A 26140-nucleotide genomic window follows, 5' to 3' on the forward strand; every position below is an offset into this window, starting at 1 on the left:
TCAAAAATGAGCATTTAATACTTGTATCGTTTTAAATAATGATGAAACCATAGATGGTCTTTCTATCGTAAGGCATCACCTAAGCAAAGCAATTTAAACTTTAAATGTGGCATTGCAAACTTGCTTTTCATACACCTATTTCTATGTGATAGTAAAAAGTTTCATCACTTTTAGAAATCATCCCAAAACTTAATTCACAATAACACTATTGAAGTCCATTTTTATCAGACCATAAACAGATAGCAATTGCATCACTCTTGCCCTTTCCAGCCATCACAAAATTTGCAGCTTTAGTTGGTTGCTGTATATTGCTTTTAATCTTATTAAATTGCTGTTTGGCTGAAGCCATTGGAAGATCAAAGTACAACGTCTCACTCAAAGTCAAACCGCCCCCATCAAAATTCAATTTTATTTACGACTAATCCCCTGTAAGTCGTATTTTTAAACTAAAATTTTTGCTGACGTAAGCCGCTTGCTCTTCTACTTCATCCTTAACTACCTGATTCATTAAAATTACCTGCATCTCATCATGAGTATAAAAATCGAATTGTTGACCAATCGCACAATTTTGTTCAAAACGATCCTGCAATATAGGAGTTAAATCAAGACTTGTATGCGGAGTTGCGTGAATCATTGTTGATAAATTCAGCAAACTTAAAGCAAAAATTGATAATTTTTTCTTTATTTTTAATATTCTCTAAGTTTTAATTAGAATCATAAATTAAAACTTAAATAGAACCATAACTTTATAATATAAAAAAAGGAGCTCCATTTGAAGCTCCTTTTCGACGACTCTTAGAAATTATGCATTTGTTTCAGCTGGTACTTTTGGATAGCTTACACCACATACTTGTTCAGCAATACGCAATACTTGGCAGCTATAACCAACTTCGTTATCGTACCAAACGTAAGCTGTTAAACGGTTACCAGAAGTAATTGTTGCTTGTGCGTCAAATACACCCGCTGTACGCGAACCAATAAAGTCAGACGATACAACTTCTGTAGAGTTAGTATAGCCAATTTGACCTTGAAGGTTAGAGTTGATCGAGATTTGACGAATATATTCGTTCACTTCTTCACGATCTACTTCTTTCTCAAGTGTTAAGTTAAGAATAGCAAGTGAAACGTTTGGTGTTGGAACACGTACTGAATTACCTGTTAATTTACCTTGTAACTGAGGTAATGCTTTCGCAACAGCTTTTGCAGCACCTGTTTCTGTAATAACCATATTCAGTGTTGCAGCACGGCCACGGCGATCTGCTTTGTGATAGTTGTCAATCAAGTTCTGGTCATTAGTAAATGAGTGAACAGTTTCCACATGACCATTGATCACTTTGTATTTGTCTTCTAACACTTTTAAAACTGGTGTGATTGCGTTAGTAGTACAGCTTGCAGCAGAAATGATTTTGTCTGAATCAATGATGTCCGCTTGGTTAACACCAAACACCACATTCTTCATATCACCTTTACCAGGTGCTGTAAGTACAACACGACTTACGCCAGGGCATTTAAGATGCTGAGATAAACCATCGATATCACGCCATTTACCAGTATTATCAATCACTAATGCATTGTCGATACCATAAGCTGTGTAATCAACTTCAGCAGGACTAGATGCATAGATCACTTTGATAAAGTTACCATTTGCAATGATTGCTTCATTTTCTTCATCCACAGAAATCGTTCCTGCAAATGGACCATGAATTGAATCACGACGTAACAATGAAGCACGTTTTTCTAAATCACCATCAGATGATTTACGTACAACGATCGCTTTAAGGCTTAAACCACGACCAAGACCTGATTGGCTAATGATCAGACGCGCTAAAATACGACCAATACGACCAAAACCATAAAGAACAACATCTTTAGGCTCAACTTGTGCGGGACGACCTTCTAAAGATTGAACAGCTTGAGCAACAAATGCATCAATATCGCCACCCTTTTCTTTATATTCAACTGCAAGTTTACCTAAATCAACTTCAGCAGAACCGATATTATCTAATTTCGCTAAAGCTTCTAAAATAGGGAAAGTATGTACAACAGAAAGCTCAACATCCATCATACGTGTACGACGGTGTGCTTTAAGGATTTGAATTACTGAACGGTTCACTAAAGAACGACCGTACACAGAAGTCACAATGTTTTTTTCACGGTATAATTGACCGATTAATGCAATCATACGTTCCGCAATTTCTTCACGGTTTTTCCAGCGACCTTGGTGCTCTGCATGTAGGGCGATGATAGTGTCTTTGCTCACAGATACGTCCTCTATTTATGTATATCTAGACATGGATTTTAAACCCCACAATTGTAATGTAATTCTCATTTAGTTGAAATCAAATCGTGATACATTTTTATAGAATTTTGTCATACTGGGTATTTTATTTTAAATTATGCCTTGATCTTTAAATAATATTTCAGTTCTATGTGGATTTTAGTCGTGATATTGACTTTATTAGAGTAAGAAGAAAAATAAAGATCATGTTAGATCTTTAAATTCCAAATTGCTACACTTAACCTGCTGTTAATAGTAAAGCTATCACACATCTAATGAGTTAGATCTTGTTAAAGTCACGATTCTAAATGACAATCCAACTATTATCGATCTTTGTTTTAACTAACGGATTCTTTCGTCCAATTTTTCAATATTCAATACTAAATTTTTCCGTTTATTGTTTTGTTGATAGATATGCCAAATCCCCTCTAATACCAAAATACTCACAGCACACCAAATTGGAATATAGGTAAACCATTCATCTGCAGAAATAGACTCTCCCAACGCCAACGAGGCTAGCGCCAACAAAACAGGTTCTAAATAACTTAATAACCCAAACAAAACCATCGGCAAATAACGACTGGCTAAAATATAGCTACCTAGACCAATTGCACTCAAAACTCCAAGCCCTGCAACCACAAGAATTAAAACGGGTGAGTTAGCAAATTGACTATATGCTTCTAATCCAGTTTGGGTGAAATAAATTGCAATAGGAATACAAATTAAAATATCCCACCAAAAGCCACCTAAATTATCGGTTTTGATGGTTTTTCGAATCAAGAAATAAAGAGAGTAACCTAATGCAACACTTAGTGTTTCCCATGCAATACTACCCAAACGCCATAATTCATGCCCTACACCAAGCACAGCAAAAGCAACGGCAACCATTTGGAATTTTGATAATTTCTCTTTATAAAATAAACTACCTGCGAGTACAAGGACCAAGGGTAATAGAAAATACCCAAGTGAAACTTGTAATCCCCGCCCATTCATTGGGCCCCACAAGAAAAGCCATAATTGGAAACAGGTCAAAATAGATGTAATGATTAATAAAAGTAATAAAGCAGGTTGTTTGAGGATTCGATAATAAATCGCTTTAACATGAACAAAATCACCACTCCATAGCATGAATAAAGTAAGGAACGGTAAAGTCGCAATAATCCGCCAACCAAAGGTTTGCTGACTATCTAGATCGCCCAACAATTTGGTATAAAAATATAAGACCCCAAACGTTACAGATGCCAATACAGACAATACGACGCCCTTAAACATCTGTGGCCTCACCATGATTTTCAAATAAACTCTTAGGCATTATAAACACCTTCACCCAAAATTAATTTGAATTCTCAATTATTTTCAAAATTAAGGATTTACAACTACTTTAATATTTAAAATATATCAACTTAAATTTTCTATTTTATTCTTGCGTATTCTGTTTGGTTCGAATCAGATCTTTTAAGTTAAAACCTACCGTCTGCGCATAGCGGAGAAATTCAATCACCTTTGCTTCATCTGGATGAGGATCTCTAGACAGTAACCACAAATATTTTCGTTTAGGTTCTCCGACCAAAGCCATTTGATAGTGTGAATCAATTTTTAAAATCCAATAATCACCACGGCCCACAGGCATCCAACGAACCGCTTCTGGAATAAAACTCACTTTAAATTTTGAATTAAAAGGCTCATTACTGATAAATGCTTCACCCAGTGAACGCAATTCTTGTCCATTTTGATCGACGCATCGATTATCTACTGCAACATTACCATATTCATTTACGGTATAACGTGCAGTGACATCTGACTTACAGTCTTTTTGAAAATACATTGGTTTACGGGCAATTTCATACCATAATCCTAAATATTGACCCAATTCCAATTTTGGAATCGCTGCTAAAGTCGAATTTTCAGCATAGGCTTTTGGATATAAAAAGCTCGAAAAAACCACCCCCAACACGATTATTAATTTTTTGAAGTCATATAATTTGGGTAATATTTTAAATGATTGCACTTTATACCCTCAGCATTACTTTTTACTATTTATTATAAAATAATCATAAATTTAAACTTAGACTGTAGCTTTATGTATCCTTGTTTGGCCTAAAGCTACAGCAAGTGCAAAAGTGAAATCACGTCAATAAAGCAATTATTTTAACATTCTATTTTTTAAACGCACAATTTCGTCTCGTAAACGCGCAGCTTGTTCAAATTGTAATTCTTTAGATGCTTTCAGCATTTCTTTTTCGAGTCTCGTAATATGCTTAGTAAACAGTTTTGGATCAGACAAAATGTGACGTTCATCAGCAGTTAAAGCTTGATGCTGATCATTTATGTTTACTTCAATTTGATCATCACTAATAACCTCACCCGTATCAATTTCTTTAATTGCTTGGCGTACAGCACTACGTGGAATAATACCATGCTCTTCATTAAATTGGATTTGTTTAGCCCGACGACGATCGGTTTCATCTATAGCTTTCTGCATCGAATCGGTTATACGGTCAGCATATAAAATCGCTTTACCTTTTAAATGTCGTGCAGCACGACCAATAGTTTGGATTAACGATCGTTCAGAACGAAGAAAACCTTCTTTATCTGCGTCAAGAATGGCAACCAAAGAAACTTCCGGCATATCCAAACCTTCACGCAATAAGTTAATCCCGACCAGAACATCATGTACGCCTGTACGAAGATCATGAATAATTTTGACTCGCTCAACTGTGTCAATATCTGAGTGCAGATAAGCCACCTTCACCCCATATTCTTTTAAATATGAGGTTAAGTCTTCTGCCATACGCTTGGTTAAAGTAGTGACTAAAACACGCTCATCAAGTTCTTTACGGATATTAATTTCTGAAAGAACATCATCCACTTGCGTTAAAACAGGACGTATTTCGATTTCTGGATCGACCAATCCTGTTGGTCGCACCACTTGTTCGGCAACTTGTTCAGATTTTTCAAGTTCATATTTAGCCGGTGTTGCACTAACATAAATGGTGGTTGGGACGATACGTTCCCATTCTTCAAACTTCATTGGACGATTATCCAATGCACTTGGTAAACGGAAACCATAATTGACCAAGTTTTCTTTACGTGAACGATCGCCTTTATACATTGCACCAATTTGGGGTACAGTCACATGCGACTCATCAATAATTAATAAAGCATCATCTGGGATATAATCAAATAATGTAGGTGGCGCCTCACCCGCTGGACGACCAGATAAATGACGTGAATAGTTTTCAATACCGTTGGTATAGCCTAACTGTTGCATCATTTCTAAATCATAACGTGTGCGCTGTTCGATCCGCTGTGCTTCGAGTAATTTTTCATGGTCTTTAAAAAAAACTAATCGATCAGCCAGTTCATCCCGAATCGTTCCAATTGCACGTTGTAGATTATCTTTTGGAGTGACATAGTGACTTTTCGGATAGATTGTCACACGTGGTGCTTTACGTACCATTTTCCCTGTAATTGGATCAAACCATCGAATTGAATCGACTTCATCATCAAACAACTCAACACGAACTGCGTGTTGGTCTGATTCAGCAGGGAAAATATCGATAATTTCGCCACGAATACGATAAGTACCACGTAAAAATTCCAACTCATTTCGCGTATATTGCATTTCAACAAGTCTGCGAATAATATCATCACGACTAATTCTGTCCCCTTGTACAATATGCAATAACATACTCATATAAGCATTCGGATCACCCAAACCATAGATTGCGGATACTGATGCGACAATAATAGCATCACGGCGTTCTAATAAAGCACGCGTAGCAGAGAGACGCATCTGGTCAATGTGATCATTGATCGCTGAATCTTTTTCAATAAAGGTATCCGAAGATGGAACATAAGCTTCGGGTTGATAGTAGTCATAATAACTAACGAAGTATTCAACTGCATTGTTTGGGAAAAAGGATTTAAATTCACCATATAATTGTGCAGCAAGAGTTTTGTTATGTGCCATGACAATAGTTGGACGTTGCGTTTGCGCAATCACATTTGCCATGGTGTAGGTTTTCCCTGAACCCGTTACACCGAGTAGAAGTTGATCGTGAAAACCTTTATTTATGCCTTCGACTAATTTTGCTATTGCCTGTGGTTGATCTCCAGCAGGTTGATAATTTGTAACAAGTTCAAAAGGTTGATGTTCACTCACAATAATTCACTCTTTAACCAATCGGGAAGAAGCCATAATAGTTTAACAGAAACCAATTAAACCCATACATTGACACCTATTCTAGATGGGGCTTTTTACACAATATTCAACAAATACCTTGACCCTTTTTTATTTCAATAGCAACATGGAAACAAGCGAATTAAAAGATTGAAAAACATGACATATCACTATCATGATGAAAGCATAATCAAAACTTTGCCAGAAGATACTGTGTTTGTTTTTGGTAGTAATATGGCGGGTACTCATCAAGGCGGTGCTGCAAAAACAGCACATTTACATTTTGGCGCAACTAAAGGTGTTGGACGTGGCTGGGCGGGACAAAGTTTTGCTATACCCACCATGAATGAACATTTACAGCAAATGCCACTTTCGCAAATTCAACACTATATTGATGATTTTAAAATTTATACAAAAAATCACCCGAAGATAAAATATTTTATTACTTCTGTGGGTTGTGGTGTTGCTGGCTATAAAGTTGAAGAAATTGCCCCCATGTTTAAAGGTATTTCACGCAATGTGATCTTCCCTGCTTCATTCCGCCCATTTGTAGAAAAAACTTTGCCTAAGCTCACACAAAAATTGCTGCATAGCTTTATATCAGATGAGGTCATTTTTAGTTCAGATATAGAACAAAAAATTCAAAGCTTAGATTTAACTGAAGCTGAAAAAAGTCTCGCTACAATTATTCTCAATACACCCATGTATCCAAATGATAGTAATGGTCGAGATCGTATTTTTGAAATACAAGATATTCTTCACAATCTAAATGGAAAAGTATTTGAATTTCAGTCTGATTCAGAGGGTTCAATGATTTTTGGGGGAGCTATTTTAGCGCTTCTAGAACTCTATAATTTAAATGAAACAGACTTTATTTCAGTATGGACTGGCCAGCGTACCATTGCTGCACCAAAAGCAGAACATCGGGCTAAAAAGTAATATACTTCAGTGTGTGGTTATTTTTGATTGAACCAATCTATGTTTAATTTTTACTTAAGTCATATCGCTCGGAACAAGGTCTGATGACAGCCCGATTCTGTTTGAGCCTATAAGTCATTTTTAGACGATACAAGGCAAGTCATTTATAAAATGTCAACACCCCTAAACTAATAAGAGTGATATTGGAAAGCGTATGGAGCAAATGGATTTAACAATATTTGATTTGTCTCCAATTGCCATGTGGTTACAAGATTTTAGTGGTATAAAAAAAATATTTGATCAGTGGACGGCGCAAGGTATTCCCGATATTAAACAACATCTATTGGAGGATACTAGCCGTTTAAAACCCTGTTTGGCAGCGATCCGTACAATTCATATCAATCAAAGCACTCTGATTTTATATGAAGCTGATGATTTAGCGGAGATTTTAGAAAAATTTCCGGAAATGCATACAGAAAATACTGAACTATTACATATCCAATTTTTTTCAGCACTTTGGAATAAAGAAAAAGATTGCTCGATTCAAGTGGTCAACCTTAGCTGCAAAGGTAAAAAAATTGATATCCAACTTAGAGCCAATATTTTAACGGATGCGAAAGAAAGTTGGGATCGAGTTTTATTAACCACGGAAGATATCTCTCAGTGTCAAAATACACGTCGGATTGCAGAATCCCTATTTTTGCATTCACCCACTGCCCTCTGGGTCAAAGACTATAGCCAAATAAAATCATTATTTAATCAATTGCTAGCGAATAATGTCACTGACTTAGATCAATATATTCAGCAAAACCCTGATTTTCTATTTCTTTGTTTTGAAAATATTCGATCAGTTGGTGTAAATCAAGCTTTACTGGATTTATTTAATGCCAACAATGAACAACATTTTTATCAGCATTTAAATCATATTTTCAGAGAGAATTATCAACAAAATTTTTATAAACAATTATTACATTTATGGGATGGCCATCATCAGCTTAAGCGAGAATGTGAGTATCGGTCAATCAACGGAGATTTGCTACATGTCCTCGAACAGTTTGTTATTTTTCCAGATTCAAAACATAACTGGGATACCGTGCAAATTGCCTTTACCGATTTAACAGAGCGTAAGAAATTAGAAGATCATCTGCTATATGCAAGCAAGCATGATCAATTAACTCAATTATATAATCGAACTTTTTTTGTAGGTGAAATTCAACGCTTACAAACTACCCCATTCAGTTCACTTTCATGTATATACTTAGATATCAATGGTTTAAAAAGGATTAATGATTTACAGGGCCATCATATTGGTGATTTGCTGATTCAACGTTTTGCAAATCTTTTAAAAAAATCCACCATAACCACCCCATATTCTGTTTCCCGTATTGGTGGTGATGAGTTTGTGATTCTTATGCCTGAATCAAATTATCAGCATATAGAGCTACTGCTTAAAATAATTAAGCAAGAAATAGAACTTGATCAAATTAACAATCCGCAACATCCACTTCATGTGGCGATTGGTTATGCAACAACTCACCATTATAAAAATATCGATGAGTTATTAAAAAAAGCAGATAAAATTATGTATCAAGATAAGCAAGCATATTATTTATTGAAGACCGATTAATAGTTTGACGGATTAAAAATATAATTTGAATTAAGTAACAGTTGTGCAAATCCAATTAAACGATAACCAGTTATCATAAAATACGATTAGTAATAAATATCATGAATTTTATTATTTTATATCCTCCTTTTTTAGGATATATTTCAAATATTCTAAAGCACCTCACATCGAACGAGAATCTTATAATGGAATTTTCTGATTCTTCTATTTTTGATATATCCCCTACCCCAATGTGGTTAGAAGACTATAGCGAAGTAAAAGAACAATTTAACCAATGGAAAAGTCAAGGAATCACAGATCTACAAAGCTTTTTAGAAGAAAATCCAGACCAGATCACAGCTTGTGCGCATAAAATTAAGATTCTTCAGGTCAATAAAAAAACCTTAAATTTATTTGAAGCAAGAACTCAACAACACCTCTATCAGAGCTTAGATATTATTTTTCAGAAAGAAATGCTGCATTCACATATTAAAGAATTGGTTGCACTTTGGAATGGAGAAGCTGAATTTTCAAATACTACTGTCAATTACACGATTTCAGGTAAAAAGTTAGATATCAAATTACGCGGTATCATTTTGCCGGGTTCAGAAGTCAGTTTAGACCGAGTTTTAGTCACCACTGAAGATATTACTGACTATCAAAATGCGCGCCGTTTAGAAGAAAAAAATCGCCAACTGGCAGAATCTCGCTTTATTTATTCGCCAACTTCATTGTGGGTGGAAGATTTTAGTCGTGTAAGACTACGTATAGATCAACTCCGTGAAATTGGTATCGAAGATTTTCGTACCTTCTTAGATGTTCATACTGACTTTGTAAACCAGTGTATAGAAGACATCATCTTATTAGACGTCAACCAAGCAACACTGGATTTATTTAAAGCCAAAGATAAAGAGACCTTATTTAAAAACTTAAATAAAGTATTTGCAAAAGAGATGTACCAGACTTTCCGTGAGCAACTGATTGAGCTATGGAATGGTAAAATTCATCATCAACGTGAAGCTGTAAATTATGCATTAGATGGTTCAGTACGAAATGTATTACTCCAATTCACTGTTTTCCCAGGTTATGAACATGATTGGAGTCTTGTTCAAGTCGCATTGACTGATATTACTGCACGAAAAAAAGCAGAAACGTATTTGGAATATCTAGGAAAACATGATGTTCTCACAAAATTATTTAATCGTTCATTTTATACAGAAGAAATCAATCGTTTAGAGCGTGGCGTACTACGCCCGACTTCAGCCATTTTTATTGATATGAATGGTTTAAAAGCCATCAACGATCAGTTAGGTCATGATGTTGGGGATGAATTACTTCGACGTATGGGCAATATTCTGACTCGTACCATTACCAATACAAGTTATACTGCTTCTCGTATTGGTGGAGATGAGTTTGTAATTCTCATGCCTGCGGCAAATGAGCAAACCGTCGAATCAATGATCATGACTATTGAAGAATTACTCAATATAGATAACCAGTACTACTCGTCACAACCTATCAGCGTTGCAATTGGTTACGCAACAACAGGTGCAAATGAAAGTATAGATAATATGCTAAAACGAGCAGATTTACTGATGTATCAAAAGAAAAAAAAATATTATGAATATGTCACGGAAATGCTAAATGACGGTGCTTAACCATCAACAAAGATAAACAATAAGCTTGAAAAAATATTCTTTTGAACACTTAATATAAAAATAGGTGCATCAAGCACCTATTTTTATATTTTACACACTTAACGTTTTCCCATCGAACGACGTGTACCACGAGGTGGCATCCAAGTACGGTCTGCGTATTGCTCAGGTTTAGGGCGAACGTTGTTATGGGCAACATCATCATCATTTTCTAAAGATGATGGCATTGGAAATGGTAAATTCACCAATGGCTTCTTTTTGGGAGTATTTTGGGTGCTCATGTGATTCACTCAATTTTAACTGACTATATTGTACGTAAATTTCGGCTTTGATGCGAGTGCTCTTAAACTTTCACTTTTATTTGTATTCTCTTGATACATTAATTTTTGCTTTTCGTGAATATTTATTGAATTTGAATAGATATTAGACGACCAAACATGAAAAATTAGGCTATGATAATGTGCTTTTTATTTTTTTAATCCCTATAAGAAGGAATAATGCCGTGGACGTACGTCTCTCTGATCGTGTAAATGCCATCAAACCGTCTCCAACGCTTGCTGTTACCAACAAAGCTGCTGAATTAAAAGCTGCGGGTAAAAATGTAATCGGATTGGGCGCTGGCGAACCAGATTTTGACACCCCACAACACATCAAAGATGCTGCGATTACAGCGATTAACAACGGTTTTACCAAATATACCGCTGTTGATGGTACACCAGGCCTTAAAAAAGCAATTATTGCGAAGCTAAAACGTGATAACAATCTTGACTATGCTGCAAATCAGATTTTAGTCTCTTGCGGTGGTAAACAGTCTTTCTTTAACTTAGCACTTGCTTTGTTAAACAAAGGTGATGAAGTCATTATTCCAGCGCCATATTGGGTAAGCTATCCAGATATGGTGATCATTGCTGAAGGTGTTCCTGTCATCGTGAAATGTGGTGAAGAACAACGTTTCAAGATTACACCTGCTCAACTAGAAGCTGCGATTACAGACAAAACACGTTTGGTGGTTTTAAATAGTCCTTCTAACCCAACAGGCATGATCTACAGCAAAGCTGAACTTGAAGCTTTAGCAGAAGTGCTCCGTAAATATCCTCAAGTTTATGTTGCTTCTGATGATATGTATGAGCCGATCCGTTGGGATGATGAGTTCTACAACATTGCGACTGTAGCTCCTGACCTTTATGAGCGCGTTATCGTACTTAACGGTGTATCTAAAGCATATGCAATGACTGGATGGCGTATCGGTTATGCAGCAGGACCTGCAAAATTGATTGGTGCAATGAAAAAAATCCAATCACAATCAACTTCAAACCCAACTTCGATTTCACAAGTTGCTGCTGAAGCTGCGTTAAATGGTCCTCAAGATGTACTTCAACCGATGATTGAAGCATTCAAACGCCGTCATGATTTAGTTGTGAATGGTTTGAATGAAATTCAAGGGATTAGCTGCTTACCTGCTGATGGCGCATTCTATGCTTATGCCAATATTCGTCCTTTAATTCGTGCAAAAGGTTTAAAATCTTGCACAGAATTCTCAGAATGGTTGTTGGAAGAAACTGGTGTTGCTGTAGTTCCTGGTGATGCTTTTGGTTTAGGCGGCTATATGCGTATTTCTTATGCGACTGCTGATGAAGTACTAGTTGATGCACTTGCTCGTATTAAAAAAGCTGCAGATTCTATTGACGGTGTTGATGCAGCAATTGCTTCAATCGCAGCTGAAAAAGCAGCGCAATAACACGAGATTGGTTTAAATGAAAAATGGGTGTATTGATTACACCCATTTTTTTATCTTTATTTATATTACTTATCAACATGTCACTATTTTTATCAACAAGCTTCTATATTTTTTGTAAATTAATCTTTGAGGAGCAAGCCCGTGGTATTGTCTCCATCATTTCCAGTACCGTAATGATCTATACGTCCAGTATCAACTTGCACAGTAGATGTGTTTGCCGCATAGTACTTTTCATGATCGACTAATAATAACCCTGTGGTATTGTCTCCATCATTGCCTGTGCCATAATGTTCAATTCTCGGCTCCTTATTTTGATCAAGCTTTAAATAAGGCACAAGTTTTATTGGCTCTTTCAATAAAAGACCTGACGTATTATCTCCATCGCTACCTGTACCAAAGTGATCAATGCGTATTTCTTGCGTATTTTGATGTGATGCAAAACTTAAACTTGAAACACTACAAAGACCAATAACAGCTAATCTGATTAAAGTTTTCATGTCATTCTTCCCATTGATGTATCACTTCATTCTAGAGGTCGAAACTATACAATTCACGGTCTTGGGAATTACATTTATGACATTAACCAATTTTTGTTCATCTTCAATAAAACCTGAAATCTAACCTAAATCTTTAAGTTTTATTGCTGTTCTGGATCAGTTTGGCTAAGTACGATTCAGTGTTAAAAAGCATTTAAAGCATAAAAAGCTACAGTTGATTATCTGTATTTATTGATGACTCTGCATCAATGATGCTCTAAATACTTTTGGTGCGCACCCATATGTTTGTGTAAAGGCACGAGTGAATGCTGCTTGTGAGCTATATCCTACTAATTCAGCAATTTGAAAAATATTTTTGTCTGTCTCTTTTAAAAACTGACTTGCCAGTCTCATCCGCCAATTTTTTAAATATTGAATTGGAGAAACACCGACCTGTTCAACAAATTTTTTAGCAAAACTTGAACGTGATTGATGGGTGGATTGAGCCAAATTTTCTACATCCCATGGATAAGCAGGACGATCATGCAGCAAAAATAATGCTTTACTAATCGTGGGGTCACGTAAAGCAACAATCCAGCTTTTATGTTCAATGGTTGCCTTTGCCAACCAAAACCGTATTGACCACACCAATAAAAGATCGATAATCCTTGAAAGCATCACTTGACTACCAAGGCTAGGATGTTCAAGTTCAAGCTTTATCGCAGCAACAGTCATTGGCACCCATTCTGCAATTTTATCCGTATCATTGTGCGATGGGACATGGATATAGCGAGGCAACCCTTCGATTATGGCTTCGCCATAAATCCCACTAAGTTTAAAAATACAGCTAATCACAGCGGCTGCTTGGTTTTCGGCATCCAACAATTCAATCGTGTGTTCTCCTACTGAAGGTAGAACAATAATATCCCCTGCTTTTAAAACGAGATCTAGGTTAGTGCATGCAACTTTAAGTCTGCATGTCGCCTGCTGAACGATATGGATATATGCATAATCCTGTTTAAAGCTTAACTGTTGTTGATCTGTAAATCGCGCGAAGTCATAGATCTCACCTGATATTTTTGCAAATTGATAAATATCAAAGAATATATCCGTTAAAGCACTTTTTTCTGCATATTCATCTCTCATTTTTTTGTCACAATTCCTAAAAAGTGTTTCTGCAAAAACATTGGTGTTTCTGTTATTGTTAAATTGAATTTAAACATGAATAATCGTTTATAGAAGCTTTTTTGAGTATAAAAATTACATTCTGTATATATCCAATCTTTACACAAAAATTCTTCAACCATTTAGCTCAACAAATACAATAGCATTTAGCTAGGAGAGATACATGAGTAATAAACCGACAATTATATTCGTACACGGATTTTGGGGAGGCGCTGCTCATTGGAGTAAAGTCGTAACTGAGCTGTCTCACCGAGGTTATGGATCATTACGTGCAGTAGAACTCCCGCTTAGCTCACTGGCTGAAGATGTTGAACGAACAAGAAAAATGATTGCGCAAGTTAAAGGAGATGTCCTTCTGGTTGGTCACTCATATGGTGGCGCTGTAATTACTGAAGCTGGCAATCAAGCGAATGTCGTAGGCCTGGTTTATATTGCTGCTTTTGCACCTGACTCAAACGAAAGCCCTGGTGGCATTACTCAACAACATTTACCTGAGGCTGCACCAAACTTAGAACCAGACAGTGATGGTTATCTCTGGCTTAAAGCAGATAAATTCCATGAAAGTTTCTGTCAGGATTTAAGTAAAGATGAAGGGTTTGCAATGGGTGTCACCCAAAAAGCGCCAGTAGCAAGCACTTTTGGCGATACGATTTCCACGCCAGCATGGAAAACGAAACCATCTTGGTATCAAATCTCGACTCAAGACCGAATGATCCACCCTGAAAATCAAAAAGTCATGTCTGCACGCCTAAATGCAAAAAAAGTGATTTCGTTAGATGCAAGCCATGCTTCTTTGGCATCACATCCAAAAGAAATTTCAGACTTGATTGAAGAAGCTCTCAGCTTTCTTGCTCAATAAATGATGAATGAACAGAGTGAATCAAGTGATTTCCTCTATATCTTAGACCCATTTAAAACTTAGATTTATTGAAATTCAATTTGACTATAGTCAAACCACCTAATCATACATACAAGTGATTTGCATCAAGTCATTGATCATAAATGAAGCTTATGTTTTTGTATGAACTTATGGAAGCTATTGGTTATCAATTCGTTTTTCGTATTTTTGAATAATAGATGGTTGTCCTACCGTGGGGCGACATGGATGTCGCCGTTGGGCGGGGGTATATGAGCAAAAATAAAGCACTGCTTTGTTTGCAGCGCAAGAGCCCTGTTAAACGAAAGATTTTTGTCATCTTTTCATCTCTGAAAAGTGAGGCATCGCCTAGGCAAAGCTATTTAAACTTTGAACATAAAGTGTGGCATTGCAAGCATTTTTATAATCAAACAATTTTATTTTTCCATGAAATTGATTTAATTATAAATATTAATTTCTTGTGTATGAATTTTTTGACAAGTTAACTATATAAATGTCTAAATTAGAATTCAGTAAGAAGACCTCTTTGATATGCTTTCAATTCCTCAAATAGAAATAAAACCTCTACAATATTTTAAAACCGATGCTCCAGCTTTAAACTAACATTATGTTTATCATAAGAATATAGCCACTCTACATTGCTGTTATTTTGATTATATTGATAAGTGAGATTAGGTGTTAAACCATAAAAAACCCAGCGTGGTGCACTTAGAATTAAAGTATAATTTTGTTCAAAATCATGTCGTCTAGCCTCCAACACTGGAGTAAATTTATCAAATTGACGCCAACGAAAAGAACTAAATAAATTTGCGTTAAAACCTGACTCAAAGTTCTTGGAAAGCCCTAAACGTACACCTTGTTGTTGATAAGCCGTAAAATATTGTTCTTGGGTATTATGGTCAACAAAATCCAGTCCGCCAAATAGCGTCCAGTTTTTTGGTAAAATTTTCCAAAAGGTTGAATAGACTGAATATTCCATGCCATCTTGGCCTTTATACTGGGAATAATTTATATCTTTCATTTCGGCTTCTAACTTGACAGCTTTGTCGTTAGAGATAAAACGCATCCACTCACCCCTTAGCCCATAGGCACTATACAGCGAGTCGTGGGCATAGTATTTATGTTCAAATACGGGGGCAATCAAGACTTGATTACGTTCGTTGTAATAACTATAACCCGCATTTAAGTTAAAAGTTAATTCATTATAATCAGTCTGCTCTGGATAAACTTGACCATAGAATAATCCACGCAATGCAATGCCATGTTGTCCAGAAAGCGACCATCGTTTAGTTAAGGTGGCTTCATAATCCAAACCTTGCGCACTGATCGCGTCAGGTGTGCCACGCTTTACTTGTTCAATAGGAACGACCTTCTTAGTCTCAGGGTCAATGCCATAATATGTAATGATGTCGTATTTATCGGAAGCATTATTAACATTACTGGCATAACGTGAACCAAAAGCCAATGAACCATGCCATTCATCTCGTTGTTTAAGCCCTTTGATATACATCTCTACGGTTTGACGAACACCTTAGGCAGCGGGATCTGTAGACAGATCCAATTGAGATTGAATCTGCTGAAATAACTGTTGACCTTGCTGATTTTTTTGTTGTTCCGTGTAAACACGAGCCAGTTCAAGTTGAGTCATTAAATTATTCGATTGAATCTCTAAACTGTGTTTTAGTTTGCTCTCAGCTAAACTTAAATTCCCCTGCGTGCGTGCCATGACACCCTCAGCAAATTCCGTCAATGCCTGATCATAATTTGGAAAATTTTTATATTTTTCAAGATAACGTAAAGCGACTTGCCATTGTTTTTGCATCACTGCCAAGTAAAGCGCATAAGCAACTTCCGCGGGTTCATCCTTCACCATATATTCCTGACCTTGTATGATCAGATTCGGCAATGCTTGGTCTTTTTGAGGATCATCTGATTTGAGTAGTTTCTTATCATTTTGATATTGCTGTTGGCTAATTTCCTGATTTAACCTGATACTGGTATCATCCGCTGCATAAACGCATTGTCCACACTGCAATACGGCACCAAGCAATACTATTTTTTTCATCTATAAACTCACCAAATAGAATAAAAAAGAAAGACTTACCGAAGTAAGCCTTTCTCATTCAAATCATTATTTCTTACCACCAAAAGCTACATCATATGTTCTATTACCAGCAAATGTTGCAATACCTGCTAAGCTGGTTTGACTATTATAGAACTGACCTGAAACATCACCACCAGAAGGACCACCTGTCCAAGATGCATTTGAACCACTAATCGTTGCATCATTATTAATGGTTGCAGTACCTAAATTAAAGGTACGTGAACTATCGCTCAATGAACCCGTTAACTGTTTAGTTGCAAAGTTAGCAGTAAACGTACCTGACAATAAATTAGAGCCATTATAATTATTGACACCTTGAACGCTATAATTTGCAGTACCTGTAGATGGTACGCTGGTATCCGCATCTTTACCGTTGTAATAAACAGTATGTGTCGCTGGATCAGCTGTACCTAGACGCTTACCGCTGGCATCTTTGGCTTCTGCATTCCACTCACCAAACCAAACGTCTTGTGTAGGCACTTGTTTATAGTTGGCATAACCAATTCCAGCATGAGACGCTGGAAGCCCTGGTAAGTACGGACTTAGACGTACCACACCATTGCCATCTGCATAGCCGTTAAACCCTGAAAATGCAACTATTGCACCGTTATAAAGGGTTTTAACACCAAAACCAACACCTGAGTTTGGATGATTTGGCCCAAGTGAACCAGTCGAACCAACCAAAACTTTAGTGCCATCACTCGTCTCACCGACTACGGCCGCTTGTGCAACACCGACTAAACCAACAGATAGTAAAACAGCCAATGAGATAGATTGAAGTTTCATTTTAAGTTCCTCGATATGAGTTTAAGTTTTATCATTAAGAATAAAAATAAAAAACTTAATGATTATCATTTAAAATAAAACATGTGCTGCACTGATTTTAATTTTTCAATTCAAGTGTAAAATCAAGGAGTACAAGTCTTATTCTTACCACACATTTATTGCCCACTAAGTGACAATAAATTCAGTTCATTACCTATAAATTCCTTTAAAACTTATGGCTAATGCTTAGCTTAAATGTTCGACCTGGTGCTGCAATTGCCGAACGAGTTAATGGATCAATATAGAATTCATCAGTGAGATTAGTCCCCACCAATTCAAATAAGGTGTCTTGTTTCAACCGATAATTAATATAAGCATCTAAAATGGTCATTGAATTCCATGCCAAAGGCGTATTCGCGTAATAACTCATCTCTAAATCGTTATAGTTTTTCGTTTCAGGATTTTCATACTTATGGTGATAACTTGCACGCGTTCCGACTTCGAGTTTTTGATCAAAGAATCGCCCACCGAGTGTCAAATTTACTGAATATTTTGGGGTTGCCATACTGACCAAATATCCCCCTACAAATCCATCATCTACACAACGATTTAATAAAAACTGGTGATTCGCTCCTAAAAGCATTGCTGAATTTTCATCACACACTTTATTCTTAAAACGATAATTGGCACTTAAGTCAGTAAAGAAACGCCCATTGTCAAAACGACTTTGCAGTTCCAAGCCTTCTGTAGTAAGACTATCGATATTACTAAATGCTAAAGTTGGACTACGCTCAATCGCATTCTTGGTTTTGTTATAGTAATAAGCCAATTTAATATCTGCATAGCTGCTGTTTTTAAATAACTCTGATAAATTATGAACGTAGGCAAGTTCATAATTCGATGCATGCTCTGGTTCTAACTTATAACCACTTAAGGTTCCAGAAAACCCGAGCGTACTTTCAAACATACTTGGCATTCTATACGCTTCGCTATAGCGCAAATACATTCTACTATTGGGGCTAAAGTTTACCGTTGCTGAAGCTGTCGGTGTCCAACCATGATCTTTGCTTTTTTGCACACCTGTTTTGGTTAAATCAATATCTTCATAACCACTTGGAGTGCCATCCGTATAATATCCATAATCCCTACCCTCCACCAAAGTACCATTTAAAAATGGATTATTGGCAATGGTTAATTTTCCACGACTATCCTTTTTATATTCGATCGTATTCTGTTTAGCGTATAGACTTCTTTTTAATTCCTGTTGCTTATATTCTTCCGTCCACCCCTGAGCCAAAGCTTCTGCATCAAACATTTCTCTTAATTGTTGTTCTCGTGCAGGGGTCATATTTGCTCTTTTTGTATAATAAGTCATGTTTAATGCTGTGGCTTTTTTAATCAGGCTGAATTGAGGATCACCCGCATTGACTCGTTCATTGAGAAAATCATCAAATGCCCAATAATTTTGATATCTTGCACCTGCACTTAAATTCAGCCATGAGATAGGTTGGTAGTCAAAGTTAAAATTAAACTCTTTCTCTTCTCGTTCGCCTGCTCGCGGTAGCATCCTATAGCCCAAATTTGTTCCGTTAATATTCGGATCTTTATAAATATCATCTGAACTGAGTTTTTCTTTTTGAAAACTTCCCCCTACTGTTAAGCCCAGATTAGACAGCAATTTAAACTTATTACTCAAGGTCATTCCTTGACGGGTGTTGTCTGAGTTTGCAGTAGCACTGTTCACAAAAACACCTAAGTTTGTATTGGTATCATTGGGAAATCCACCTGAACTATAGGTATGACTCTTGGTATCTGTCCGCCAAATATTGCCGTAAAAATCGACTAAATTATTGTTTTTAGGTTGATATTTGTATTCCATATTATAGGCTTTAGAGTCGATATGACTTAAAGGCCATTGCGGTACCCCTGCTTTATTTTTTACCAGCTCACCCCAAGCAATTCGCGAAGGCAGAATTTCTCCATTGGTAATTGAACTGTCCCGATAACCAAACTCTAAACGCTGTTCATCTGTTGGTTTCCATGTCGCTTTCAACAAATAAGATTCAGTTTCAAGGGATGTATTGGGAACTTCTGTACCTCCTGGGTAAACTTTGGCAAGGTATGGAACGTAATTAAATCGTCCTGTGGCAGGTTTATCATAAAAATCACTGCCATTTTTCCCTGCAAAATGATTGCCTTTATTACGATAAGCATAAGCAGCCAAAACTTCAAAATTATCACTACGTCCTGCCAAAGCAATACGTGTTGCAACATCATCGCCTGAATAAATATTATTTTCTTTATTTTGTCGTGCTAATTTAAATAAGGATGGATCATAATAAGGCTCGAAAACTGGATTGCCTTGCCAGTCCGTTCCTGTAGCTGGATAATTTGGATTATCGTAAATGCTTTGACCGGTGAGTAATTGCGGTTCTCGAGGTTTCACCGCATTGCTGCTGGTCTCTATTTTTATTTCCCCACCAAAATTTTTGCCCTCTTTTAAAACATCATCTACAGCTAGAGTATGAATAACGACAGCGCCACCGACACCTGTATTTACATTGCGTGTGATGGAAGGCCCTTTAATCACTTGTAGCCCACCAATTAAATTAGGGTCAATATAGCTACGATTGTTTGCACCGTTATAGCCACGCCATACAGTGAGTGCCTGTTCTGTGCCATCAATAAGGACAGGAACGCGGCCCGGTCCTTGAACACCACGGATACTTGGATCTAAAGCACCACTATTTCGGGCATCACCACTGTATACTCCGACCATTCCCTTAAATAAGTCTGCTGGCTGAGCACCTTTATATCGTTCTATTTGCTCTTTGCTGGCATAGACGCTAGAAATATCTTGATCATAAACATCATTCTGCCCTTTTGTATCGCGACTGACTGTGCCAAAAACAGTCATTGGGCTAAGCTGTACGACATTTTCTTGATCTGATGTCATAGGCTGAGATTGTACTGGTATGGGTCTAATTTCAGCTTTATCCACATGCTTCAATATATAGCCATTTCCAACTTTCACCACAGTAAACTCGGTTGCTGCTAAAATATGTTGAAAGCCGTTTTCTAAATTATACTGCCCGCTTAAACCTAGACTACGTTTACCTTTGAGCTGATTTGCATCAATTGCAATCGAGGTACCCGCTTGCTCAGCAAAGGTATTTAAAACACTGGCAAGTGAACCCGCTGGAATATGATATGACTGCGTTTCTGTACTGAGCGCATAAGTGCTTTGTGTCGCGAATGTTGTTGCCACACCAACACAAACGAGATGAATCGCCAATGCCAATGATGTCACTTTGAAAGAATATTTTGGATGCTTTTGACCGCAAACAGCTTCACTCATTTTACGCCCCAGTAAATGTAAATAAGAATCATTCAATATATTAAATTAAATGTATTCCTAATATTTGCTTCTACTTACTATGACGTACAAGAAATGAAAAAGTGGAACCGTTTATTCAAAATAAATTTAAATTATCTATCTTTTATTTTCACAAAATTATTATTTGTCATATTTATCAATCATTTTTAAAAACGATATGAATTTTATCCTAAAATTTTAGGTCTAATTTAAAGCTAAACAGCATGATTCAAACCAAGTGCTTAAATCATGCTGTTTATTGCAAAGTCACAACTGTGAAATATGGGGTGATTTGATAGACATTTAACTGAGGGAACACACTGCTTAATAGTTGCAAGGCGCTTTCGGTATGATCTAAAGGCAATACAGCATTGACCTTAATTTGCTCTAACTTGGTAGCGTTAAATATAATTTTTTCTTTACTATTTCGATTCAACTCATTTAGCACTTTTGACAAAGACATATTTTCAACAATCAAATGCCGTTGATTCCATTTCTGCTGTTCATTGTATAAATTAAAAGTATGTATAGGTTGTATACCATTTCGATCAAGTATGACTTCTTGCCCTGCTGTCACAATCACAGAAGATGCTTTGGTTTGATCTTCGTCTTGTTTCGAGGACTGCACTTTCACTTTGGAATGTAGCATTTTAAGCCCAGTCGCGTCTGGCTGATATTGAACACTAAATGCAGTTCCCAATGCTTCAATTTGACCATGTTGGGTTTTGACAATAAAAGGACGGGTTTTGTCTTTGGCCACATCTACAAATATTTCCCCTTGAACCAACTCCACAACACGCTGATTTGCTGAGAAGTCTAGATTAACCGCACTCTGACCACTGAGTTTAAGTTGTGAACCATCTGCTAAAGTTTGGGTTGCCCATTCTCCCGCATGATTTTTAATATTAGCGGTTAGATATGACACTGGATGATAAATAAAATAACTATAAATACCCCCTACACAACACAATATCACCGTTAAAATTCCACCATAGCGCATATTTTTTTGCTTACGGGCACTATGTAAACCTGTTTTTAAGACAGATTGGGTCATTTTCTGTTGTTGTGGATTCTGTACCAATTTTTGAATCGAAGTAATATATTGCTCGATATCTTGAGCAATTTTTTGGCGTTGTGGACTCTTGATTTTCCAAGCATCAAAATCTGATTGCGCTGTTCTTTTGAGTAAATCATCATCGCTACTCAGCAGCACAATCCATTCCGCTGCTTCTTCGATTAATTTTTGCTTACTCTTCTCTTCTTCAATCATTTACTCAAACAAATCCTTCTCTTGTTTCAGTGCGTAGCATTGCACAAGGCAAGTTGCTAGATATTTTTGAATCATCTTGGTTGAAACACCAATGATTTCTGCAATTTCTTTATGGGTTAAACCTTCAAAATAATGGAGCACAAAAGCTTGTTGTGCTTTTTCAGAGACGCGTATCAAAGCCTGACAAATCTGGTCAATCGCTTGAACAACTTGAAGCTGATCTTCTGGTGAAGGAATTGTATCCAGCATATATTCCATCTGGCTTAATTCATTCAGATAGGCTTGCTCTATGCGCTTACGGCGTACCTGATCAATCATTAAATTTCTGGCAATAGTCACCAGATATGCACGAGGTTCTTTTACTCCAAAAAGTTCATCACGCGTTTGCAGAATTTTAATAAACGTATCTTGTACCAAATCTGCGGCTTGCTCACTATTGCCTACTTTTTTTCTAAGCCATTGATGCAACCAAGATTGGTGATTACGGTACAATTGATCTACAAATGCAGGATTTTTGTTCACAATAGGATCAACTCTTTGATGGTCTTTTAAATGATAATAATTATCATTTAAATGTCAAGACACCCTGAGAGAAAATCCCCGTATATATGATTATTTTTTAGTTTATGTACATCCTTATGTTCTATTTGATCATTTAATATACTTAAAAAATAAAGCTAAATTATCAATCGTTAATACACATTGAACCTCAATATCTTGGTTATCATTCAGTGTAAATTCCGATTTATTATTTAATTTTATGGATATTTTTATCATAAAATAATCTTCCCCTTTGACATGTTGTTTTAATGACTACAATAAGGACAAGAGGGTTTTTCTATAACCAGATGATATGAACTTGCACCATGTTCTAAAATAAGTCCTCGAATTTGCTGCTCTAAAGCCTCATCATTAATTTGTTGCAACTGACTACACTTTTTACAATATATTCTCATATTGGTTTGACTTCCCTTGAATGAATATAATGCTTGTTCACTGCCCAGCTTAAATTTAACCAACAATCCTGCTTTAACAAGCTGTTTCAGGGTTTGATAGACACCAGCAAAAGATAATTTTTTCACTTTTAAATCTGGACTATACAAAATTTCGGCTGCTGTCAGCTCTCGTTGTGCATTTCTTAAAATATTCAGTACAGTTAATCGTGTTGTGGTTACTTTTAAGTTTGCTTGCAACAGCAAGCGTTTAAGTTCTTCAGTATTTTTATAATATTCAAAGATTTCCATCCTGAGATTATCCTCATTTATGCTTTTAACCACATCCACAATTGCACACAAACCATCATCAAAACAATGGTCCCTACTGCCCATGGATGAGGCACAGTCCAAATTAAAATGCCAGCAGCCACACTCATACTGGCCAAAGAAAATAGTTTTACTTTTACGGGCAAAGTTCGTTTGAGTTGCCATTGCTGTAAAATCGGAGCAATGACTTTATTATTAACAATCCACTGATGCATTCGTTGCGAACCCTTTGCAGCAAACAACGTTGCCAAAAAATAAAAATCAAACGTAGGCAAACCAGGAACCACCAAACCGATCGTCCCTAAGACCAGACATAACCCCGCCAGTGCAATACAGATCCAGCGAACCAACCATGACTTCGCAAGTCTCGGCTCCGACATAGAAATACTGGTATTTAGATTGGTCTCTGACCCCGTTTGCTTCATTGCTTGATTTCCTTTATCCATCATCAATTATTTATTTCAGTATTTTTAATTGTGCTAAAAGTTCACCAAAACGATGAAAGCCTTGCATAGCCCCCTCAATAATCAATTGCTGTTCCTCTAAACTAAAATTTGCATCATCTAGGGTTTGCTTGAAACGCTTCCACACTAAACCACGCCCCTCTGGATATGCTGCTAAGTTACGTGCAGCAAAATCAGCATTAAAGCCAAATCTAGCCTGAGCCTCTTTGAGTAAAAATGCTGCGCCTAAGGTTGAACCTTCTGAAACATAAATCCAGCCCAAAGATTGTGGAAAACTAATTTCATCGGTTGCAATACCCTGCTGCTGAGGCGTTAAACCTAAATCAGCCAAGTCTTGTAAAGCTGCATCGGAACGCCCACGCACATCTAAATCGGGAATCAATTGTTCAACCTGTGAATCTTGATAAAGATGTTCAACATCTTTCTGAAAATAATATTGCGACAGGGTGAATTGCGCATAATTTTCTTTACTCTCAAACGCGCCTGATTGCTGCATCAAGATTTCCATACGTTCATGCTCTGCCAGTGTTTCTTGTTTCAAGCGTTGCATTAAACTACTGCTGATCACTTTTTCTGTTGATGCGTTCATAAAAACTCCTAAATAAACCTTTTCATTGTTTAATGATCCAATCAGCGATTACGACCAAGCTTAAGCTGAATGGGAAAATCCACCACGATTGCCAATGCTTCACCATTGACAATATGTGGTTTAAATTTTGCTTTTTGTGCAGCTTGTATAGCTCTTTCGTCCAAACTACTCATGCCTGAGCTTTGCTTTACTCTGACATCTATCGGCTGCCCTTGTGGATTGATTTTGATGGTGAGAACCAACAAGCGCTGCTGGTTTTGCAATTCGCGATCATCGTAATTAAGCTTGCCAAAGCTGAGTACATCGACCCGACTCACGGGAAGCGGTTGCTGTGGTTGAGAAGTAGAGGCAGCGTTTTGTTCTTTTTTATTGTCTTTGCCTGCTTCACCGCCTGCACGTTTGGCTATCTCATTTGACTGACCTGTAACAGTCTGTTCACTATTCGTAGATGATTTCGTTTCCGTGAATGTTTGCGTTGACTGACGATTTGATTCAGATTTACTTTCCGTCTGTTGATCGGTTGGTTTTTTTTCTTGTGCTTTTGTTGTCTGTTGTGTTGTTTGATCCATCTTCAACTTTTTTGACTCAGTACTGTGTATCACTTTTACCTGTTGTTGATGTTGTACCGCTGTTGCTACTGTAGATTGAGGCTGTGCTTTTGATTGCGTTGCAGCTTGCTCTGATGCCTTCTGCAGCTTGGTACTGCTCTGTTGTACAACATCGGTTTTGTTCAAGCTGATAAAACGAATTTGAATCGCATTTTCAACTGAATGTGATTCAATACGAACATCTGTTTTTAAATAAGACAAATACCATAACAACAATATATGACTGATCACTACCCCACAAAGCGTAGAGTATTTTTGCTTATCATTTGAAGCGAGAATTACAGCAGACATAGGCTTAGATACAGCGCAAATAAATGTAGCGCATTTGCTGAGTGCTGAATAAGACCCTATGCTTTTCTTGTCTGCTCAATCTATTGTATTGCGTTGTACTGTTCATGAGTCCTTCCTGCTTCGTCTATCAGATCAATTGCTGTGAATTAAAAAACACTGCCTTTATCTATATAGACGAATGAGAAGGCAAAAATGCCTAATGAGAAATGTAATTAAATGTAAATAAGAATGGTTTAGAAGAGGCAATTTGACGATAAAACAGTGGGCCACTGAACGTATTTATTTAAATGAAAAAAATAAACTTATATAAATAATGCAGTTAAAACAACTGAACCGTATATCTAAAAAAAACTATAAGAGATAAAAATAATAGGAAGAAAAATTAGGTCATCTAAATAAATGCATATCATAAATGCAATGGATGGCTTAGAAATATTGTAAAGGACAAATGCTTATCCTCTACAAAACACAAGACTAAAAATTAAAAGCTTAACG

General features: G+C 36.7%; 22 protein-coding genes and 1 pseudogene. 5 read left to right on the plus strand and 18 right to left on the minus strand.

Annotated elements, in window-relative coordinates; all coding sequences use genetic code 11:
* Positions 1–205: 205 nt before the first annotated feature.
* From AC4CVF_RS10820 to uvrB, 6 genes are all read right to left on the minus strand, one after another.
* Positions 206–385, minus strand: a complete 180-nt coding sequence (locus tag AC4CVF_RS10820; protein ID WP_336953234.1) for a hypothetical protein — start codon at positions 383–385, stop codon at positions 206–208.
* Positions 386–418: 33 nt separating this feature from the next.
* Complete coding sequence (locus tag AC4CVF_RS10825; RefSeq protein WP_490789435.1) at positions 419–634, minus strand: hypothetical protein; 216 nt, start codon at positions 632–634, stop codon at positions 419–421.
* A gap of 168 nt (positions 635–802) precedes the next feature.
* Positions 803–2260, minus strand: coding sequence for a glyceraldehyde-3-phosphate dehydrogenase (locus AC4CVF_RS10830; protein ID WP_336953237.1), 1458 nt, complete (start codon positions 2258–2260; stop codon positions 803–805).
* 360 nt (positions 2261–2620) lie between these two features.
* Positions 2621–3550 carry an EamA family transporter RarD gene (gene rarD / locus AC4CVF_RS10835; protein WP_483771077.1) on the minus strand — a complete coding sequence of 310 codons (930 nt, stop codon included), beginning with the start codon at positions 3548–3550 and terminating at the stop codon, positions 2621–2623.
* 145 nt (positions 3551–3695) lie between these two features.
* On the minus strand, positions 3696–4286 hold the full coding sequence (locus AC4CVF_RS10840; RefSeq protein WP_336953240.1) for a lipocalin family protein: 591 nt from the start codon (positions 4284–4286) through the stop codon (positions 3696–3698).
* A gap of 135 nt (positions 4287–4421) precedes the next feature.
* A complete protein-coding gene (gene uvrB / locus AC4CVF_RS10845; RefSeq protein WP_336953241.1) occupies positions 4422–6443 on the minus strand; it encodes an excinuclease ABC subunit UvrB in 2022 nt (673 codons plus the stop codon).
* Positions 6444–6620: 177 nt separating this feature from the next.
* Here uvrB and AC4CVF_RS10850 point away from each other — a divergent pair, with 177 nt between their 5' ends.
* From AC4CVF_RS10850 to AC4CVF_RS10860, 3 genes are all read left to right on the plus strand, one after another.
* Entirely contained in the window at positions 6621–7400 is a 780-nt protein-coding gene (locus AC4CVF_RS10850) for an A1S_2505 family phage non-structural protein (RefSeq protein WP_336953242.1), read from the plus strand.
* A 193-nt stretch (positions 7401–7593) separates the two neighbouring features.
* Positions 7594–9006: a sensor domain-containing diguanylate cyclase gene (locus tag AC4CVF_RS10855; RefSeq protein WP_490789436.1), complete on the plus strand. Its 1413-nt coding sequence runs from the start codon at positions 7594–7596 to the stop codon at positions 9004–9006.
* Between the two features lie 185 nt (positions 9007–9191).
* On the plus strand, positions 9192–10643 hold the full coding sequence (locus AC4CVF_RS10860) for a sensor domain-containing diguanylate cyclase (protein ID WP_336953244.1): 1452 nt from the start codon (positions 9192–9194) through the stop codon (positions 10641–10643).
* Between the two features lie 98 nt (positions 10644–10741).
* Here the strand turns inward: AC4CVF_RS10860 and AC4CVF_RS10865 are convergent, their stop codons facing one another.
* Positions 10742–10921: a hypothetical protein gene (locus AC4CVF_RS10865; protein ID WP_004721316.1), complete on the minus strand. Its 180-nt coding sequence runs from the start codon at positions 10919–10921 to the stop codon at positions 10742–10744.
* A gap of 221 nt (positions 10922–11142) precedes the next feature.
* Between AC4CVF_RS10865 and AC4CVF_RS10870 the strand changes: the two genes are divergently transcribed.
* The gene (locus tag AC4CVF_RS10870) at positions 11143–12378 is read left to right on the plus strand and encodes a pyridoxal phosphate-dependent aminotransferase (RefSeq protein ID WP_004721317.1); all 1236 of its coding nucleotides are present in this window, start codon (positions 11143–11145) and stop codon (positions 12376–12378) included.
* A gap of 119 nt (positions 12379–12497) precedes the next feature.
* On the opposite strand, the gene AC4CVF_RS10875 is transcribed toward AC4CVF_RS10870, so the two are convergent.
* Both AC4CVF_RS10875 and AC4CVF_RS10880 read right to left on the minus strand, forming a co-directional pair.
* Positions 12498–12875 carry a hypothetical protein gene (locus tag AC4CVF_RS10875; RefSeq protein ID WP_336953246.1) on the minus strand — a complete coding sequence of 126 codons (378 nt, stop codon included), beginning with the start codon at positions 12873–12875 and terminating at the stop codon, positions 12498–12500.
* A 228-nt stretch (positions 12876–13103) separates the two neighbouring features.
* Positions 13104–14000: an AraC family transcriptional regulator gene (locus AC4CVF_RS10880; RefSeq protein WP_419820552.1), complete on the minus strand. Its 897-nt coding sequence runs from the start codon at positions 13998–14000 to the stop codon at positions 13104–13106.
* Positions 14001–14202: 202 nt separating this feature from the next.
* Between AC4CVF_RS10880 and AC4CVF_RS10885 the strand changes: the two genes are divergently transcribed.
* Complete coding sequence (locus AC4CVF_RS10885; RefSeq protein WP_483770022.1) at positions 14203–14898, plus strand: alpha/beta hydrolase; 696 nt, start codon at positions 14203–14205, stop codon at positions 14896–14898.
* 592 nt (positions 14899–15490) lie between these two features.
* Here the strand turns inward: AC4CVF_RS10885 and AC4CVF_RS10890 are convergent.
* The 9 genes and pseudogenes from AC4CVF_RS10890 to AC4CVF_RS10930 all read right to left on the minus strand — a co-directional run bounded on the left by AC4CVF_RS10890 (position 15491) and on the right by AC4CVF_RS10930 (position 25645).
* Positions 15491–16981 (minus strand): annotated as a pseudogene (locus AC4CVF_RS10890) (surface lipoprotein assembly modifier).
* Positions 16982–17047: 66 nt separating this feature from the next.
* Positions 17048–17806 (minus strand): Slam-dependent surface lipoprotein, encoded by a 759-nt coding sequence (locus AC4CVF_RS10895; protein WP_336953251.1) that lies wholly within the window; start codon positions 17804–17806, stop codon positions 17048–17050.
* A 205-nt stretch (positions 17807–18011) separates the two neighbouring features.
* On the minus strand, positions 18012–21143 hold the full coding sequence (locus AC4CVF_RS10900) for a TonB-dependent receptor (RefSeq protein WP_490789437.1): 3132 nt from the start codon (positions 21141–21143) through the stop codon (positions 18012–18014).
* Positions 21144–21417: 274 nt separating this feature from the next.
* Complete coding sequence (locus tag AC4CVF_RS10905; RefSeq protein ID WP_336953254.1) at positions 21418–22431, minus strand: FecR family protein; 1014 nt, start codon at positions 22429–22431, stop codon at positions 21418–21420.
* Positions 22432–22953, minus strand: a complete 522-nt coding sequence (locus tag AC4CVF_RS10910; RefSeq protein WP_004721334.1) for a sigma-70 family RNA polymerase sigma factor — start codon at positions 22951–22953, stop codon at positions 22432–22434.
* A gap of 284 nt (positions 22954–23237) precedes the next feature.
* Positions 23238–23675 carry a Fur family transcriptional regulator gene (locus AC4CVF_RS10915; protein ID WP_004820653.1) on the minus strand — a complete coding sequence of 146 codons (438 nt, stop codon included), beginning with the start codon at positions 23673–23675 and terminating at the stop codon, positions 23238–23240.
* 17 nt (positions 23676–23692) lie between these two features.
* Positions 23693–24118, minus strand: coding sequence for a YbaN family protein (locus AC4CVF_RS10920; RefSeq protein ID WP_004721341.1), 426 nt, complete (start codon positions 24116–24118; stop codon positions 23693–23695).
* Positions 24119–24149: 31 nt separating this feature from the next.
* Positions 24150–24746 (minus strand): biliverdin-producing heme oxygenase, encoded by a 597-nt coding sequence (locus AC4CVF_RS10925; protein WP_490789438.1) that lies wholly within the window; start codon positions 24744–24746, stop codon positions 24150–24152.
* A 41-nt stretch (positions 24747–24787) separates the two neighbouring features.
* Entirely contained in the window at positions 24788–25645 is an 858-nt protein-coding gene (locus tag AC4CVF_RS10930) for an energy transducer TonB (protein ID WP_419328271.1), read from the minus strand.
* Positions 25646–26140 lie beyond the last annotated feature (495 nt).

This window comes from Acinetobacter sp. LipI_19 (assembly GCF_058242925.1).

Bases quoted from the DNA above. Each gene is read 5' to 3' on its own strand.
- AC4CVF_RS10860 (WP_336953244.1), top strand. From the start codon at position 9,192: ATGGAATTTTCTGATTCTTCTATTTTTGATATATCCCCTACCCCAATG.
- AC4CVF_RS10925 (WP_490789438.1), bottom strand. From the start codon at position 24,746: ATGAACGCATCAACAGAAAAAGTGATCAGCAGTAGTTTAATGCAACGC.
- AC4CVF_RS10915 (WP_004820653.1), bottom strand. From the start codon at position 23,675: ATGGAAATCTTTGAATATTATAAAAATACTGAAGAACTTAAACGCTTG.
- AC4CVF_RS10850 (WP_336953242.1), top strand. From the start codon at position 6,621: ATGACATATCACTATCATGATGAAAGCATAATCAAAACTTTGCCAGAA.
- AC4CVF_RS10895 (WP_336953251.1), bottom strand. From the start codon at position 17,806: ATGAAACTTCAATCTATCTCATTGGCTGTTTTACTATCTGTTGGTTTA.
- rarD (WP_483771077.1), bottom strand. From the start codon at position 3,550: ATGTTTAAGGGCGTCGTATTGTCTGTATTGGCATCTGTAACGTTTGGG.
- AC4CVF_RS10900 (WP_490789437.1), bottom strand. From the start codon at position 21,143: ATGAGTGAAGCTGTTTGCGGTCAAAAGCATCCAAAATATTCTTTCAAA.
- AC4CVF_RS10930 (WP_419328271.1), bottom strand. From the start codon at position 25,645: ATGTCTGCTGTAATTCTCGCTTCAAATGATAAGCAAAAATACTCTACG.
- AC4CVF_RS10865 (WP_004721316.1), bottom strand. From the start codon at position 10,921: ATGAGCACCCAAAATACTCCCAAAAAGAAGCCATTGGTGAATTTACCA.
- AC4CVF_RS10885 (WP_483770022.1), top strand. From the start codon at position 14,203: ATGAGTAATAAACCGACAATTATATTCGTACACGGATTTTGGGGAGGC.
- AC4CVF_RS10855 (WP_490789436.1), top strand. From the start codon at position 7,594: ATGGAGCAAATGGATTTAACAATATTTGATTTGTCTCCAATTGCCATG.
- AC4CVF_RS10825 (WP_490789435.1), bottom strand. From the start codon at position 634: ATGATTCACGCAACTCCGCATACAAGTCTTGATTTAACTCCTATATTG.
- AC4CVF_RS10875 (WP_336953246.1), bottom strand. From the start codon at position 12,875: ATGAAAACTTTAATCAGATTAGCTGTTATTGGTCTTTGTAGTGTTTCA.
- AC4CVF_RS10905 (WP_336953254.1), bottom strand. From the start codon at position 22,431: ATGATTGAAGAAGAGAAGAGTAAGCAAAAATTAATCGAAGAAGCAGCG.
- AC4CVF_RS10880 (WP_419820552.1), bottom strand. From the start codon at position 14,000: ATGAGAGATGAATATGCAGAAAAAAGTGCTTTAACGGATATATTCTTT.
- AC4CVF_RS10920 (WP_004721341.1), bottom strand. From the start codon at position 24,118: ATGAAGCAAACGGGGTCAGAGACCAATCTAAATACCAGTATTTCTATG.